This is a genomic window from Caulobacter sp. Root343 (assembly GCF_001425745.1).
GTDB lineage: Bacteria > Pseudomonadota > Alphaproteobacteria > Caulobacterales > Caulobacteraceae > Caulobacter.
This window is the reverse complement of record NZ_LMDF01000001.1, coordinates 98,977-113,393: the sequence shown is the minus strand read 5'-3', so window position 1 is coordinate 113,393 and position 14,417 is coordinate 98,977. Positions and strand designations below refer to the sequence as shown.

The following is a 14,417-nucleotide window of genomic DNA, read 5'->3' as shown; positions in this document are numbered from 1 at the left end:
AAGCGGACAGAAAAACGGCGGCGGATCGCTCCGCCGCCGTCATCTTAGAGGATCAGGTCGCGACTAGAAGTGCGCCTTGATGTTCAGGAAGGCGCGACGGCCCAGGTAATCGTACTGCGACGACAGGACCGAGGTCCCCACCGTGTTGTACTTGCCTTGAGCGAGGGTCACGGCCGGCGGCTGCTCGTCGAACAGGTTCGAGACGCCGCCGGTAATCGACCAGCCCTCGAACTGCTTGCGCAGCGAGACGTTGTGGTACGCCGTGAACTCGGTGTGGATCTTGTAGAACAAGGTCCCCGTCGGGTTCGTGTCCACCTCGGTCTCGGCGTCCGAGGCCTTGCCGACCATGTCGACGCCCCAGAAACCGGTCCAGTCGCCCTTCCGGAAGCTCAGGTTCAGCTGGCCGCTCCAGTCGGGATCACCGACGAAGCCGTTCAGGTCGACGACGTTGTCGGCGAACTTGGCCTCGGTGTCCTTCAGCTGCCAGGTCGACTGCAGCTCGGTCGTCATGCGGATGTCCCACGGCAGGTCGACGCCGTACTGGACGGTCAGGTCAATGCCGCGGTTAATCTGCTCGGCGATGTTGATGTAGTTGTTGGTGACCGTCGTGATCAGGTGCGAACCGGCGTTCCGGGTGAACAGGCCGCAGAGCCGGTCCTTAGGGAAACTCAACGACTTGTAGCACTGGTTGACGATCGTCTGCGCGCCCAGTTGCGTCACTTCGTTCTTCACGTCGATGTCGAAGTAGTCGACCGCGACCTGCAGGTCGGCGAATTTCGGCGTCCAGATCACGCCATAGGTCTTGGCCAGCGAGGTTTCGGCCTCGAGCGTACCCTTGCCGCCCGACGAGGTCACGGTCGCCTGGGCGCCCGAGCCCGTATAGTTGTCCGGCACGCCGTCCGCCCGGCAATTGTCGGCGACGCGCTGGGTGATGTTGCCCTGCGTCAGGTTCTGACCCCAGCGAACGCAGGGATCGATCGTGCGTTGGTTGGCGAAGGACGTCTCAGCGTTCTTGTACAGCTCGAACAAGGCCGGCGCGCGGAACGAGGTGCCACGGGTGGCCCGAAGACGCAGCGACGGGACGATCTGCCAGTTCAGGCCGATCTTGTAGGTGTCGTCCTCACCGTAGGAATTGACCTTGGTGTGGCGGCCCGACAGCGACAGCTCGACGTTCTTGGCCAGGAACATGTCCTTGAAGATCGGGATGCTGAGTTCGCCGAACACTTCACGCGCCAGGTCGTCGCCCTTGGTGACCCCCGAGGCCGAGTCGCCCCAGATGTTGCCGGCCAGGGTGATCGGGCCCGGGACGTCGTTGATCGAGTCCTTGCGGTAGTGGAAGCCCACGGCGAGGCCAACCTTGCCCGCCGGCAGCGAGAACAGGTTGCCCGAGACCGAGCCCTCGATGATCAGCTGCTTGTAGACCGTCTTGCCGGTCTCGGTGTCGAACAGGAAGGCTTCTTCCTGCGGCGTGTACTTGCCGGCCAGGAAGTCCGGCGTGACCCACGAGACGTCGACGCAGGGCCGCTTGCTGATCGGCGTGACGTAGCCGACGCAGGAGGCGGTCGGACGGATGATCGAATTGCCGCGAGCGCCAAGCCCGGTCGCCCAGCTGCTCGGGTCGCTGGGATCGCCGTCTCGTCGTCCATCGGCGCTGTCGACGGCGTCCTGCAGGAGCACGTCGTGCGAATAGAGGCCCTTGCTGTGGCTGTACTGGGTGAAGATGTCCCAGTCCCAGCTCTTCAGGAAATCGATCTTGCCGAAGTCGCCGCGAAGCCCGCCGAGGTAGCGCTGATAATCGACGCGCTGGCCCGAGCGGTAACGGTTGGTCACCGGGGTCGGCGACAGGATGTAGTCTCCCGTGAAGCCGGCGGAGAACGGATCGTAGTCGCCGGTGTACTGGTAGCTCCAGAACTGGCGATAGCCGTTGGTCTTGGTCGCCCGGCGGTTCAGTAGGACCTCGCCATACGCCTCGACGCTGTCGGTGATCTTGAAGGCGCCCTGGGCGAACACGGTGTTGCGCTCGGTGCGCGGCGTCAGGGAAGAGGCTAGGTAGAACGGGCTGGTGTAGTCCAGCACGCCGTTGTCGGGGGCCTGCGGGTCGGTGCTGTAGCCGACGGTGTAGAAGCCGGCCGGCATGCCCGGATAGCCGCCGCCAGGCGGAACCTGCGGGATCAGGCCCTTGATCTTGCCGGTGTAATCGTACTGCAACTTGCCGTCCAAGCCGGAGAAGTTGAAGTCGTAGAGCCAGATCTGATCGTACAGCAGGTCACGGCACTGGATCTGGCCGGTGCGCGGATCGATCGAGTCCTTTCGCTTGCCGTTGGAGTCCGTGATGTAGGAGCGGCCGCAGTTGGTGTAGGGCCGCTGGCCGTTCGTCTGCTCGGCCTTCTTGAAGTACTCGTACGAGATGCTGAGGAAGCCGCGGTCGAAGGTCTTGGCCCAGCTGGCGCTGGCCGAGTACTGCTCGCCGCCGTGCTTCTGCGGCTGGCTGTAGAACATCTCGGCGTCGATGCCGTCGGTGTCGCGCTTGGTGATGATGTTGACCACGCCGGCCACGGCGTCGGAGCCGTAGATCGAAGACGCGCCGTCCTTGAGGATGTCGACGTGGTCGATCACCGACAGCGGCAGGACGTTCAGGTCGAAGGCCGAGACGCCGCCGCGGGTGCCGGCCGGACCAGCCCGGCGGCCGTTCAGCAGCACCAGGGTGCGGTTCGGGCCTAGGCCGCGCAGCGACACGGTTTCCGAGCCGGGACCGCCGTCCGTGACGAAGGCGCTGGAGATCGCGGACGTCACCTGGGGCGAGCCCGAGGCGATCGTCGACGACTGCAGAAGGCCCGTGGCGCTGGCGATGCCGCGCAGTTGGCCTTGCTCGGCCGAGATGACTTGGATCGGGTCGGGGCTGTTGAACGCGCTGCGCTTGATGCGCGAGCCCGTAACGACGACGGCCTCGACCTCGGCATTGTCCGAGGGCTTGGCGGTGTCTTGGGCGGTCGGCGGCGGAGCGGCCGTCTGGGCCAGGGCCGGGAGCGCCACGCCTGCCGCCAGCCCCGCGATGATGGTCGAGGCCAGAAGATGTCTGCGATGAATGAGCATTGGAGGATTTTCGCCTTGGATTACGGACACCGCGGCACGCCCCCCCGCCAAGCCCCCGCTGGCGCGCGACGATTTACCGCTGCGGCCACCCAATCTGCTTCGCGACGGGACTGCAATCTTACCGTCAGCGAATTGTCGCATTTCAGGCGAACTGTGGCAGACGGCACGCAGTTCGTGCTTCGAAAGCCATATTGCGAAGTCTTTTTAACCGTTTACGCGCAGGGAAAGCGAACTCGGTCGCCACATTTCGCGATGTGGCTCAGGTATCGCCCAAAGAAAAAGGCCGCCGAGACTCCTCGGCGGCCTCTCTGATTCCCGGAGGGGAGGATCAGGCTTCGTCAGGCGCGGCGAAGCGCTTGGCCTGGGCGATCCAGGCGTCGCGCTCGGCGCGGCCCTTCAGGTTCAGCAGCTGGTCGTAGGAGGCCAGCTCGTCCGGCGTCCAGGCGGCGATCTGGCTGAAGGTCGTCACGCCCAGCTCGGCCAGCGAGGCGGCCAGCTTCGGCCCGACCCCGACCAGGCGGGTCAGGTCGTCGCCTGCGGTTTGGATGTTGGCTTCGACCGTCGCGGCGGCGGTTTCCACCACCGGAGCGGCCGTCTCGGCGAGTTGGACGGGCGCCTCGGCGACGGCTTCGGCCGCCACGGCGACTACCGGCTCGGCCTCGACGATGGGTTCGACCACCGCTTCGGCGACATCCTCGTTGGCGGCGGCGGTCCCGACCAGCGGCTCGGCCGCGGCCTCGACGATCTCCTGGGCGGCGTCCAGCACCGTCTCGGTGGTCTGGACGGCCAGGGCGACGGCGCCGACGGCCGGCTCGACGAGCGCTTCGGTCAAGGGCGGCGCGGCCTCAAGCTCGGCCACGGCCTCGACGGGCGGCGCGACCGGCTCCGGCGTCAGGGCCATCAAGGCTTCGAGGTTTACGGCCTCACGCCAGCGCGAAGCCCACCACCAATAGGTGGCCCCGGCGGCGGCCGCGCCGCCGAACATCAGCCACAGCGGCGAAGCCGCGCCGATCGCCAGGTGCGGCGCGGCCCGCGCCTCGGCCTCGTCGGTCTTGTACTCGGGCAGGAAGGAGAAGATCGAAACCATGGCGCGCTCCGTTGGGCTGACAACCGCGATTTATTGCAGCGCAGCATAACACGGAAAACGCGTTCGCAAGCGCAAAAGTGCCGACTTCGATCAACTCAGTCCGAACGCCTTCAAAAGCAGGCCGGCGCCCACCAGGACCGCGATCATGGCCAGCATCGGCAGGCGGGTGGCGAAGACGAGCATCAGGGCCAGAACCGTCAGGCCCAACGCGCCATAGTCCAGGGTGGCGACGTCCGGCAGCATGACCCGCACTAGGCCGGCGACCTCCATCGTCTGGCCGCTGCGGAACAGTAGGTGGATGGCGAACCACAGGGCCAGCTGGCCGATCACGCCCACCGAGGCCGCCGAGATCAGGGCCAGGGCCCGCGACGGGCGCGGCCGCCGGCCCCAACGCTCGAACAGCGGCCCGCCGGCGAAGATCCACAGGAACGACGGCGCGAAGGTGGTCCAGGCCGCCATCAGCCCGCCCAGCAGGCCCAGCGCCCAGGCCCATTCCGGCGCGGCGGTCTGGAAGGCGCCGACGAAGCCGACGAAGACGAAGACCAGGATCAGCGGCCCCGGCGTGGTCTCGGCCAGGCCCAGGCCGTCCAGCATCTGGGTCGCCGACAGCCAGCCCAGCGCCGAGGCCGCCTGACCGATATAGGCCAGGGCCGCATAGGCGCCGCCGAAGCTGATCGCCGCCAACCCGCCGAACGACAGACCCATCCAGGCCAGGGTAGAGCCCGGCGCGACGATCCAGGCCAGGGCGATCGGGGCCAGCCACAGGGCCAGGCACGCCAGGGCGGTCCTGCCCTGCCCCTTCAGCGGCGCGGGCTCGACGCCGGAAACGCCCTCCCCGCCCTTGGTCGTCGCCCAGCCCAGCACGCCCGCGCCCAGCACGACCAGAGGGAACGGCACGGTGGTGAAGGCCAGCAAGGCGAAGGCCGCGCCGCAGACAATAGCGGCCATACGATCCTTGATCGCCCGCTGGCCGATCTTCAGCAGGGCCTGCAGCACCAGGGCCACCACCGCCGCCTTCAGGCCCAGCAGCACTGGCGCGGCCCAGTCCGAGCGGCCATGGACGACGTACAGCGCCGACAGGGCCAGCATGACCGCGAGGCCGGGCAGCACGAACAGCAGACCCGCCGCCAGCCCGCCCCGGATCCCGTGCAGCCGCCAGCCCAGCCAGGTGGCCAGTTGCTGCGCCTCGGGACCGGGCAGCAACATGCAGAAGCTGAGCGCGCGGGTGAACTCGTCGTCATCGACCCAGTCGCGGGTCTCGACCACTTCCCGATGCAGCAGGGCGATCTGCCCGGCCGGTCCGCCAAAGCCCAGCAGGCCGATCTTCAGCCAGACCGGCAGGGCCTCGGCGAAAGTGGGAAGCTTTCGCGTCAAGTCAGGTCCGCCAGACGCGCGAGCGGCCACCGGTCTCGCCCAGTCGCGCCGCGATCCAGTCGCCAGCTTGCGCCGCCGCGCCGTCGACGGCCGCCGGCGCGCCGATCATCACCATCGCGCAGCCGTTCATCTTCATGGGATCCGTCAGGGGGCGGAGGCGGAGCTCGGCGACTAGCAGATCGTTCGTGACGGTTTCCATCGCGCGCAGGAAGGCGTCGAAAGTCTCGAGATCCTTGATCGGCAGCCAAACGGCCAGGGCGGCGTCCTTGGCGCGAGCCAGCACGGCGCGGGTGGTCTCGACGATGCGGGCATAGTCGTCGGGTCGCTCGAACGGCGGATCGATGGCCACGAAGGGCCGACCGCCGCGCCCGGCCTGCTGCACGGCCGTGACGAAGCCGTCGGCCTCCAGAGCCTGCGCGCTGGCATAGGGGGCAAGGGTCTCGCGCAGCAGCCGGGCGTCGTCGGGCCGCAGCTCGCAGCCGACGTAGCGGTCGGTCTTGCGCAGGGCCCTCGCCAGCAGCAGCGGCGAGCCGGGATAGAGGTCGCCTTCCTTTCCGCCGTTCATGTGGGCCACCGCCTTCAGCAGCGGACCGAACACCGGCGGAGCGTCGCTCGCCGCCTTCAGCCGGAAGATCCCCGCCTGGGCCTCGCCCGAGCGGCGGGCCATCTCGCCCGACAGGTCATAGCCGCCCGCCCCCGCATGGGTGTCGATCACCGACAAGGCGTCGCTCTCGCCCTGCAGAGCCGACAGCATGGCCAGCAGGATCGCGTGCTTGTGGAGGTCGGCGAAGTTGCCGGCGTGAAAGGCGTGGCGGTAATTCATCCCGCGTCCCTACCACGCCCCGTGGGCGCGGCCAGCCACGCGCAGTTCCTCGACCATCATCTCCTTGAGGGATGGCGGCGCGACGATCTCGACCGCGTCGGCCCAGGTGAACAGGTGCCAGGACAGCTCGCGCATGCCGCCGGCGCGGAAGGTGACCAACACCGAGCCGTCCGGCTCCTGGGTCACCTGCTGGGTCGCGTGGAAGCGCCAGCGCAGGGCGTCGTCGGCCCGCTCCTTCTTGATGCGCAGGACCACGTCCTGGATCTCGTCGTGATAGATGCCGAAGCTCTCGTCGGCGAAGGCCTGCAGCGAGAAGTCCTCGGGCGGCGGGGCGGGCTTGTCGAGCACCTTGATGTCGCTCATCCGGTCCAGGCGCCAGGAGCGCGGCCGGCCGTCCTTGCCCTCAAGCGCCACCAGATAGTTGCTGCGGCCGAACAGGACGCCCAGCGGCGTCACCTCCCGCGTCCGGCCCGGCGTGCTGCCGCCCGCGTAGCGGAAGGACAGGGCCGACAGCCCCTTGATCGCCTGGCGAATGGCGGCCAGCAGCGCCTGGTCCTCGAACGGCCGGGGGCCGGCGTGGACGGCGATGGTCTCGGCCTGGACCAGGGCCTCGACGTCGGGGGCGACGCGCCGGCGGGCCGAGCCGCGCAGGGCCGACAGCAGCTTGGCTTCCAAGGCGTACAGCGAGGCGGCGCGGGCCTCGGCTCCGGACGCCTTATAGGAGTCGGCGGCCGTGCGCAGAGCGGCCAGCTCCTCGGCGGTCGGGGTCTGAAACAGGCCGTCCAGCCCCGACGGGATCCGGAAGCGCTTGGTCGGCGGATCGTCGATCGCCTCCATCTGGGGAAAGGCGGCCCAGACGGCGTCGCGCATCCGCTCGGCGGTGCGGCGGCCGACGTCCAGGTTTTGGGCCATCTCATCGAGGGTCAGGCCTTCGGCGGATCCGGCCAGCATCCGGGCCAGGTCCAGCAGGCGGGTGGCTTTCTCGTGTCTCATGCGTTCCTCAAGCAGACGGACACCTTACGACCGTTTCTGTCGCAACGCCCGCACATTCTGCGGAAGTCGAGACTGGAGACCCTTCAAAGGAGGCCCTTGATGTCGCGCTTCGCCTGCTCCCCCTGGGCCGCCGCCCCCGTCAACCAGGCCATGATCTCGGCCGTGCTGGACTTCGCCGACATCCATCGCGACCTGGGCGGCGGACGCACCCTGCGCCGGATCAGCCACGAGCGCGCCGCCAAGGCCGACATGTTCCTGCTGCTGGGCCGCGACGTCGAGCGCGTCACCGATATCGGCCTGGTCTGGAACGACCGCGAGGACCAGATCGTCCGGGTCACCGACGACGCCGAACTGCGCGATTCCCGAATGGCCGCCTGGGAGGAAGCGTTCGAGCTGTTCGAGACCGAAGACACCGACGAAATGGCCGAACCGATGCGCCTCGTCGCCTAGGCCAAGCCGTCCTCCAGGACGTCTATGAGGCGATCGACGCGACCTCCGCGAGCGCCCGGCTGGCGTGTATCTGCCTAAAATCCGATATCCGCCGCCGCGCAAAACGGCGCCCGCCGGGCGTCGGCGCGGTTGTGGCGGTTTCCTGACACCCCGCCATTGCCGAACGCCGAGACCTTCTCCCCCATGAATAAATCGGAAAGTTTCCGATAGATTTTTCGTGCGTGCGTCAAAAAATATAATCGTCGGGAGAAAAACGCCATGGATGGAGCATTCGCCACGCGTCAATAAACAAAATGAGGGGGTTATTAATGACTCGACGTTTCAAACCCGCACTGCTGGCGGGCATTTCGGCATTGTCCATTACTATCGGATACTCTGCATCCGCCTTCGCCGCCGACACTGCGGCCACGCCGCCCGACCAGACTGAAGTCGATACCGTCATCGTCACCGGCACGCGCCAGACGGGCCTGCGTGTCATCGACAGCCCCGCCCCCGTCCAAGTCGTCGACACCAGCACGCTGGAGCGCACGGGCGCGGTCGACCTGCGCGTCGGCCTCGCCAACCTGGTGCCCTCGTTCAACGCCCAGGCGTTCGGCGGCGACACCGCCAACCTGACCCTTTCGGCCCGCCTGCGCGGCCTTTCGCCCAACCAGGCCCTGGTGCTGGTCAACGGCAAGCGCCGCCACACCACGGGCAACCTCGCCGTGCTCTCGGGCGTCTATCAAGGCGCCGCCGCGGCTGACCTGGGCTTCATCCCGATGGCCGGCATCGGCCGCATCGAAGTGCTGACCGACGGCGCCGCGGCCCAGTACGGCACCGACGCCATCGCCGGCGTCGTCAACATCATCCTGAAGAAGAACGGCTCGGGCGGCTCGATCTCGGCCACCGGCGGCGAATACTTCGACGGCGGCGGCAAGACGGCCGGCGGCTCGATCAATATCGGCATGTCGCCGACCGAAAACAGCTATCTGAACATCACGGTCGAGAGCAAATATCACGGCTTCAGCAACCGCGGCCTGCCCGATCAGCGGATCTTCAACCCGGCCAGCCCCAGCTATTCGGCCGCCAACAACGCCATCGAAAGCAAGATCCCCGGCTATCCGAACCTGAACCTGATCTCGGGCGACGCCGAGTACCGCCTGAACAACCTGGTCTATAACGCCGGCATCGAGCTGCCGATGGACTTCGAGGTCTATTCGTTCGGCACCTTGGGCCACAAGGACGCCTCGGCCTACGAGAACTACCGCCGCTACAACCGCATCCAGGGCAAGCAGGGCGCGGCCGACCGGCCCTTCCCGCTGGGCTTCAGCCCGCGCGAGCGCATCATCGAAGACGACTACGCCATGACCCTGGGCGTGTCGGGCAAGCTGGCCGGCTGGGATCTCGACCTGTCGTCGACCTACGGCAAGGACGATATCGAGGTCCGCGTCGAGGACTCGGCCAACGCCAGCCTCTATGCCGACAGCTCGACCCTGACGACCAAGGGCTTCACCCCGACCTCGTTCCACGCCGGCAGCTGGCGCACCACCCAGTGGACCAACAACCTCGACCTGCGTCGCGGCTTCGACGTCGGCTTCTCGGCCCCGCTGGACGTCGCCGTCGGCTACGAGCAGCGCCGCGACACCTACCGGATCGGCCAGGGCGACGCGGCCTCGACCTACAAGGAAGGCTCGCAGTCGTATCCGGGCTTCTCGAAGACCGACGCCGGCGGCCACGCCCGCACCAGCTGGGCCGTGTACGGCGACGTCGCCGCCACGCCGGTCGAGGCGTGGAAGATCGACGCGGCCGTCCGCTACGAGAAGTTCAGCGACTTCGGCGACACCACGGTCGCCAAGCTGACCAGTCGCTATGACTTCAACGAGATGTTCGCGGTCCGCGGCACGGTCTCGACCGGCTTCCGCGCCCCGACCCTGGCGGAGTCGTACTACTCGGCGACCAACGTCTCGCCGACCAGCGCCTTCGTCCAGCTGGCCCCGAACTCCAGCGCCGCCCGCCTGCTGGGCATCGACACGCTGAAGCCCGAGAAGTCGAAGAACTACAGCCTGGGCGTCGTGGCCCACCCGATCCCGAAGATGACGGCCACGATCGACATCTACCAGATCAACCTCAAGAACCGGATCTTCGGCTCCAGCTCGATCTTCGGCATCCGCAACGGGGTGGTGGTCAACAGCAACGTCAACGCCGCCATCGCCGCCAATGGCAACGTGCTGGACAGCACGGTGACCAGCACCGGCATCAACATCTTCTCGAACGGCCTGGACAGCCGCACCCGCGGCCTGGACTTCGTCGTCGCCTATCCCGTCAGCCTGGGCGACTACGGCCATATCGACTGGACGCTGAGCGGCAACTTCAACAAGACCAAGATCACCAAGGTCAAGGCTCCCCCGGCGCCGCTGGCGACCACCAGCGCCGCCTTCCCGACCGGTCAGATCCTGTTCGCCGGCAACGCCGCCTCGCTGCTCGAGAAAGGCTCGCCGAAGTACAAGATCGGCCTGAACGGCCTCTACACCTACGGCAAGGCCTCGCTGTCGCTGACCGAGACCTTCTACGGCAAGGCCGAGGCCCTGTCCGACCCCGGCAGCGGCCCGCTGCTGAACACCCAGGCCAGCGCGGCGGCGATCACCGACGCCGAGCTGTCCTACAAGTTCCCGATGGGCGTCACCGCCGCGATCGGGGCCAACAACGTGTTCAACAAGTATCCGGACAAGTTCACGGCCGCCTTCCAGGCCGCCTGCATCGCCTCCGGCAGCGGCTGCGTGGCCCAATACACCTCGTTCTCGCCGTACGGCATCAACGGCGGCTACTACTACGGCCGACTGAGCGTAGCCTTCTAAGGCGGGATCACAGGCTGAGACGCGAAGGGGCGGACCGCGAGGTTCGCCCCTTTTGCTTTTCGTGGCGAACTCTCCTCCCCCTCAGGGGGAGGTGGATCGATGCGAATACGCATCGAGACGGAGGGGGTCCGCGAAGCGGGTCATGCGTCCACCGCCTCGCAGGGCCCCTCCACCGCCGTTCGGCGGTCCCCCTCCCCCGGAGGGGGAGGAGAGCTACAGCCCCTTCCCCATCCGCACCAATGGCACCCGATACCCCGTCGAGGTCACCGCCTCGAACGGTTCGATGTCGTGGTAGCCGCAGGCCCGGTAGAGCGGAACTCCGCCGACGGTCGCGGCCATCTCAACGCGGGAGAAGCCCTCGGCCCGCGCCGCCGCCTCGCAGGCGTCCAGCACCATCCGACCGACGCCTTTGCGGGTGTGATCGGGATGGGTGTACATCGCCCGCACCCGCGCCGCGTCCTTGGCCGGGTCCAGCAGCGCCGCGTCGCGTCCGGCCGAGTGGTCACCGCCGAACAGGGTGGCGCGCCGGGACCAGCCGCCACAGCCGGCGATCTCTTCTCCGTCTTCCACCACGAAGTAGGTGCCGTCGGCGATCAGCTGGGTGTCGAGGCCCATGATCTCGAACGAGGCCTTTACCCCTTCGGGCGGCAGGAAGGCCTGGAGCAGCTCGCCGATCGCGCGGTCCATCAGCGCCGACAGGACGGGCATGTCCTCGGGTCGCGCCGGGCGCAAGCGGAGATTGAGGGGGGATGCGGACGAATTCATAAGGGCTCCATGACGCCGTCGCGGCGGGCGAGAAAAACAGGGATTCGCCGAGTCGGCGGCGATCTTTCGACCCCGCCCACCGATCGCTCAAAGCCTGTCCCAGGCGCCCAATGCCGAGGCGTCTAACATGTCAGGCTCGACCTTGACCGAAAACGGATTGCGTCGCCGTGATCGGAATTTGGAGATGTCTTCCGTCCGGCGCGACACGATCGCCGGAGCCAAGCCAGCGCCAAGGCGACGCCGGCTGATCAACAAGGACGGCGGGGATTGCATGAGTGGATTGGACGCGTCTGCGACGGGTGGCGTACTCACACGCCGTCGTTTCTTCGAAAGCCTGGCCGCGGTCGGCGGCATGTCGCTGGTGCTCTCGGGCATGGAAGCGCTGGGCTTCGGCATGGCCTCGGCCACCGAGCTGCCGCCGGAACTGACCGGCGGCGCCAAGGGGACCAAGATCATTGTCCTGGGCGCGGGCCTGGCCGGCATGACCGCCGCCTATGAGCTCAGCAAGGCCGGCTATCAGGTGCAGGTGCTGGAGGCGCGTTCGTTCGCCGGCGGCCGTTGCCAGACGGCGCGTAAGGGCTTCAAGCACACCGACCTGATCGGCCACGAACAGACCTGCGAGTTCGACGAGGGCCACTACATCAACCACGGCCCGTGGCGGATCCCGTATCACCACCGCTCGACCCTGCACTACACCAAGCTGTTCAGCGTGCCGCTGGAGAGCTTCGTCAACGACAACGACGCCTCCTACGTCTATTTCGAGAAGGCGTCGGGGCCGCTAGCCGGCAAGCCGGTGCGCAAGGGCGAGATCGCCGCCGACATCCGTGGCTACACCGCCGAACTGGTCGCCAAGGCCGCCAGCCAGGGCCAGCTGGACGCGCCGTTGTCGGGGATCGACCGCGAGAAGTTCGTCGCCTACCTGGTCAATGAAGGCCGGCTGTCCAAGGACCTGGCCTACAAGGGCACCGAGGGGCGCGGCTTCTCGATCCATCCCGGGGCCGGCGTCGATCCGGGCCCCGGGAAGGAGCTGCCGCCGTTCGCCTTCAAGGACGTGCTGGACAGCAACGCCTGGCGGGTCCTCAGCTCGGTCACCGGCTTCGAGCAGCAGCGCACCATGCTGCAGCCGATCGGCGGCATGGACCAGATCGCCAAGGGGTTCGAAAAGCACGTCGGTTCGATGATCCGCTATTCGACCGTGGTCGAGAAGATCAAGCAGTCGCCCAGCGGCGTGACGGTCTCGTTCAAGGGGGCCGACGGCAAGCCGGGCGAGATCACCGCCGACTACTGCGTCTGCACCATCCCGCTCAGCGTGCTGAAGCAGATCGACCTCGACGCCTCGGCCCCGTTCAAGGCGGCGATGGAGGGCGTCTCGTACGCGCCGGTCAACAAGATCGGCCTGCAGATGAAGACGCGCTTCTGGGAAGAGAAGCACCACATCTACGGCGGCCACGTCTACAATGACATCCCGGGCATCAACACCATCACCCTGCCCTCGTGCGGCTGGCAGGGGCAGAAGGGCGTGCTGCTGGGTTACTACGGGTTCGGCGGCGAGGCGGCGCGGATCAGCGCCAAGAGCCCGGCCGACCGCGCGGCCTACGCCGTGGCGGCGGGCCAGAAGATCTTCCCGGAATACGCCGAGAATTTCGAGAACGCCTTCTCCTTCAGCTGGCACCTGGCCCAGTACAATCTGGGCGGCTGGGCCGAATGGGGCGAGAACGGCCGCAAGGACTCCTACCCCCTGCTCTGCCAGCCCGACGGTCGCCTCTATCTGGCCGGCGAACACCTCAGCTACCTTGGCGGCTGGCAGGCCGGCGCCATCGAGTCGGCCTGGCAACAGATCGCCAAGATTCACGCCCGCGTGCAGCAGGCCTAGCAAGCGTGATAGCCGAAAGTGGAAGCCGATTTCGGCGACCATCACGCGAAAGAAATGAAAGCTTTCGAGGAAACGATGACCTTCGCTATCCGTCTCGCCGCCCTGGCGCTCGTCACCGCCGTCGCCGCGCCCGCGCTGGCGCTCGCCGATGGAAAGTCGCTATTCGCGGACAACTGCTCGGCCTGCCACCAGGTCACCGGCAAGGGCGTCAAGGGCGCCTTCCCGGCCCTGGCCGGCTCGGCCTTCGTGCAGGGCGACCCGAAGATCGTGATGACCACCGTCCTGAACGGTCGCGCGGGCATGCCGGCCTTCAAGGACGACCTGAACGACGCCGACCTGGCGGCCATCCTGACCTATGTCCGTTCGTCATGGGGCAACAAGGCCTCGGCCGTGAAGCCCGCCGACGTCGCCAAGGCCCGCGTCGCCGCCAAGGCCGGCGCCAAGTCGCGCGGCCTGCAGGCCCACTGATCCACTCGAATCCTGAACCCAAAGTCTGAACCGGAGAGACCCATGAAACGCCTCGTCGCCCTCGCCGCTGGCCTCTGCGCCCTCGCCGGCGTCGCCACCGCCGCCAATGCCCAGGAGATCGTCCGCGGCGGCGATCCCAAGTCGCCGATCGCCAGCGTCGTCACCGTGCCGGCCGGCTACGACACCATCTATGTCAGCGGCATGACCCCGCCGGTGATCGACGAAAAGGCCACCGGCGTCGCCAAGTTCGGCGACACCAAGACCCAGACCTTGGGCGTGCTGGGCCGCATCGAAGCCGCGCTGAAGACCCAGGGCGCGACCATGGGCGACGTCGTGATGATGCGCGTCCTGCTGGTCGGCGACCCGGCCAAGGAGGGCAAGATGGACTTCATGGGCATGATGGAGGGCTACAAGACCTATTTCGGCACCGCCACCCAGCCCAACAAGCCCTCGCGCATCACCAGCCAGATCACCTCGCTGGTCCAGGAAGGCATGCTGGTCGAGATCGAAGTCCAGGCGGCGAAGAAGAAGTAGACCGTTCAAACTGTCATCCCGGCCGTAGCGCAGCGGAGAGCCGGGACCGCGGAAAGCTCAGCGTTTCCGGCGGTCCCGGATAGCCTCTGCGAGGCTTCCGGGATGACAGCGAATTAGCTTCCG

Annotated in this window: 11 protein-coding genes; 5 read left to right on the top strand and 6 right to left on the bottom strand. The window is 67.3% G+C overall.

The annotated features are described in order from the left end of the window. Positions 1-63 precede the first annotated feature (63 nt). The 5 genes from ASC70_RS00550 to ASC70_RS00530 all read right to left on the bottom strand — a co-directional run bounded on the left by ASC70_RS00550 (position 64) and on the right by ASC70_RS00530 (position 7,370). On the bottom strand, positions 64-3,093 hold the full coding sequence (locus ASC70_RS00550; protein ID WP_082539658.1) for a TonB-dependent siderophore receptor: 3,030 nt from the start codon (positions 3,091-3,093) through the stop codon (positions 64-66). A gap of 328 nt (positions 3,094-3,421) precedes the next feature. Then, positions 3,422-4,180 carry a phasin PhaH gene (phaH, locus tag ASC70_RS00545; RefSeq protein WP_056045354.1) on the bottom strand — a complete coding sequence of 253 codons (759 nt, stop codon included), beginning with the start codon at positions 4,178-4,180 and terminating at the stop codon, positions 3,422-3,424. Positions 4,181-4,270: 90 nt separating this feature from the next. Further along, positions 4,271-5,554, bottom strand: coding sequence for a chromate efflux transporter (chrA, locus tag ASC70_RS00540; protein ID WP_056045350.1), 1,284 nt, complete (start codon positions 5,552-5,554; stop codon positions 4,271-4,273). 1 nt (position 5,555) lies between these two features. Then, the gene (gene rlmJ, locus ASC70_RS00535) at positions 5,556-6,377 is read right to left on the bottom strand and encodes a 23S rRNA (adenine(2030)-N(6))-methyltransferase RlmJ (protein WP_056045347.1); all 822 of its coding nucleotides are present in this window, start codon (positions 6,375-6,377) and stop codon (positions 5,556-5,558) included. A gap of 9 nt (positions 6,378-6,386) precedes the next feature. After that, positions 6,387-7,370 (bottom strand): YafY family protein, encoded by a 984-nt coding sequence (locus ASC70_RS00530; RefSeq protein ID WP_056045344.1) that lies wholly within the window; start codon positions 7,368-7,370, stop codon positions 6,387-6,389. Positions 7,371-7,469: 99 nt separating this feature from the next. Here ASC70_RS00530 and ASC70_RS00525 point away from each other — a divergent pair, with 99 nt between their 5' ends. Beyond that, positions 7,470-7,820 carry a hypothetical protein gene (locus ASC70_RS00525; RefSeq protein WP_047412510.1) on the top strand — a complete coding sequence of 117 codons (351 nt, stop codon included), beginning with the start codon at positions 7,470-7,472 and terminating at the stop codon, positions 7,818-7,820. A gap of 308 nt (positions 7,821-8,128) precedes the next feature. After that, positions 8,129-10,654 (top strand): TonB-dependent siderophore receptor, encoded by a 2,526-nt coding sequence (locus ASC70_RS00520; RefSeq protein WP_056045341.1) that lies wholly within the window; start codon positions 8,129-8,131, stop codon positions 10,652-10,654. Between the two features lie 213 nt (positions 10,655-10,867). On the opposite strand, the gene ASC70_RS00515 is transcribed toward ASC70_RS00520, so the two are convergent. Continuing rightward, on the bottom strand, positions 10,868-11,419 hold the full coding sequence (locus ASC70_RS00515) for a GNAT family N-acetyltransferase (protein ID WP_056045339.1): 552 nt from the start codon (positions 11,417-11,419) through the stop codon (positions 10,868-10,870). Positions 11,420-11,690: 271 nt separating this feature from the next. Between ASC70_RS00515 and ASC70_RS00510 the strand changes: the two genes are divergently transcribed. From ASC70_RS00510 to ASC70_RS00500, 3 genes are all read left to right on the top strand, one after another. Next, positions 11,691-13,292 carry a flavin monoamine oxidase family protein gene (locus ASC70_RS00510; RefSeq protein ID WP_056045336.1) on the top strand — a complete coding sequence of 534 codons (1,602 nt, stop codon included), beginning with the start codon at positions 11,691-11,693 and terminating at the stop codon, positions 13,290-13,292. 75 nt (positions 13,293-13,367) lie between these two features. Then, positions 13,368-13,760, top strand: coding sequence for a cytochrome c (locus ASC70_RS00505; RefSeq protein WP_056046165.1), 393 nt, complete (start codon positions 13,368-13,370; stop codon positions 13,758-13,760). A gap of 42 nt (positions 13,761-13,802) precedes the next feature. Further along, positions 13,803-14,294 (top strand): RidA family protein, encoded by a 492-nt coding sequence (locus tag ASC70_RS00500; RefSeq protein WP_056045334.1) that lies wholly within the window; start codon positions 13,803-13,805, stop codon positions 14,292-14,294. The last annotated feature ends 123 nt before the right edge of the window (positions 14,295-14,417 follow it).

Coding starts and splice junctions, on each gene's coding strand:
- ASC70_RS00550 (WP_082539658.1), bottom strand. CDS start 3,093: ATGCTCATTCATCGCAGACATCTTCTGGCCTCGACCATCATCGCGGGG.
- phaH (WP_056045354.1), bottom strand. CDS start 4,180: ATGGTTTCGATCTTCTCCTTCCTGCCCGAGTACAAGACCGACGAGGCC.
- rlmJ (WP_056045347.1), bottom strand. CDS start 6,377: ATGAATTACCGCCACGCCTTTCACGCCGGCAACTTCGCCGACCTCCAC.
- ASC70_RS00530 (WP_056045344.1), bottom strand. CDS start 7,370: ATGAGACACGAGAAAGCCACCCGCCTGCTGGACCTGGCCCGGATGCTG.
- ASC70_RS00525 (WP_047412510.1), top strand. CDS start 7,470: ATGTCGCGCTTCGCCTGCTCCCCCTGGGCCGCCGCCCCCGTCAACCAG.
- ASC70_RS00520 (WP_056045341.1), top strand. CDS start 8,129: ATGACTCGACGTTTCAAACCCGCACTGCTGGCGGGCATTTCGGCATTG.
- ASC70_RS00515 (WP_056045339.1), bottom strand. CDS start 11,419: ATGAATTCGTCCGCATCCCCCCTCAATCTCCGCTTGCGCCCGGCGCGA.
- ASC70_RS00510 (WP_056045336.1), top strand. CDS start 11,691: ATGAGTGGATTGGACGCGTCTGCGACGGGTGGCGTACTCACACGCCGT.
- ASC70_RS00505 (WP_056046165.1), top strand. CDS start 13,368: ATGACCTTCGCTATCCGTCTCGCCGCCCTGGCGCTCGTCACCGCCGTC.
- ASC70_RS00500 (WP_056045334.1), top strand. CDS start 13,803: ATGAAACGCCTCGTCGCCCTCGCCGCTGGCCTCTGCGCCCTCGCCGGC.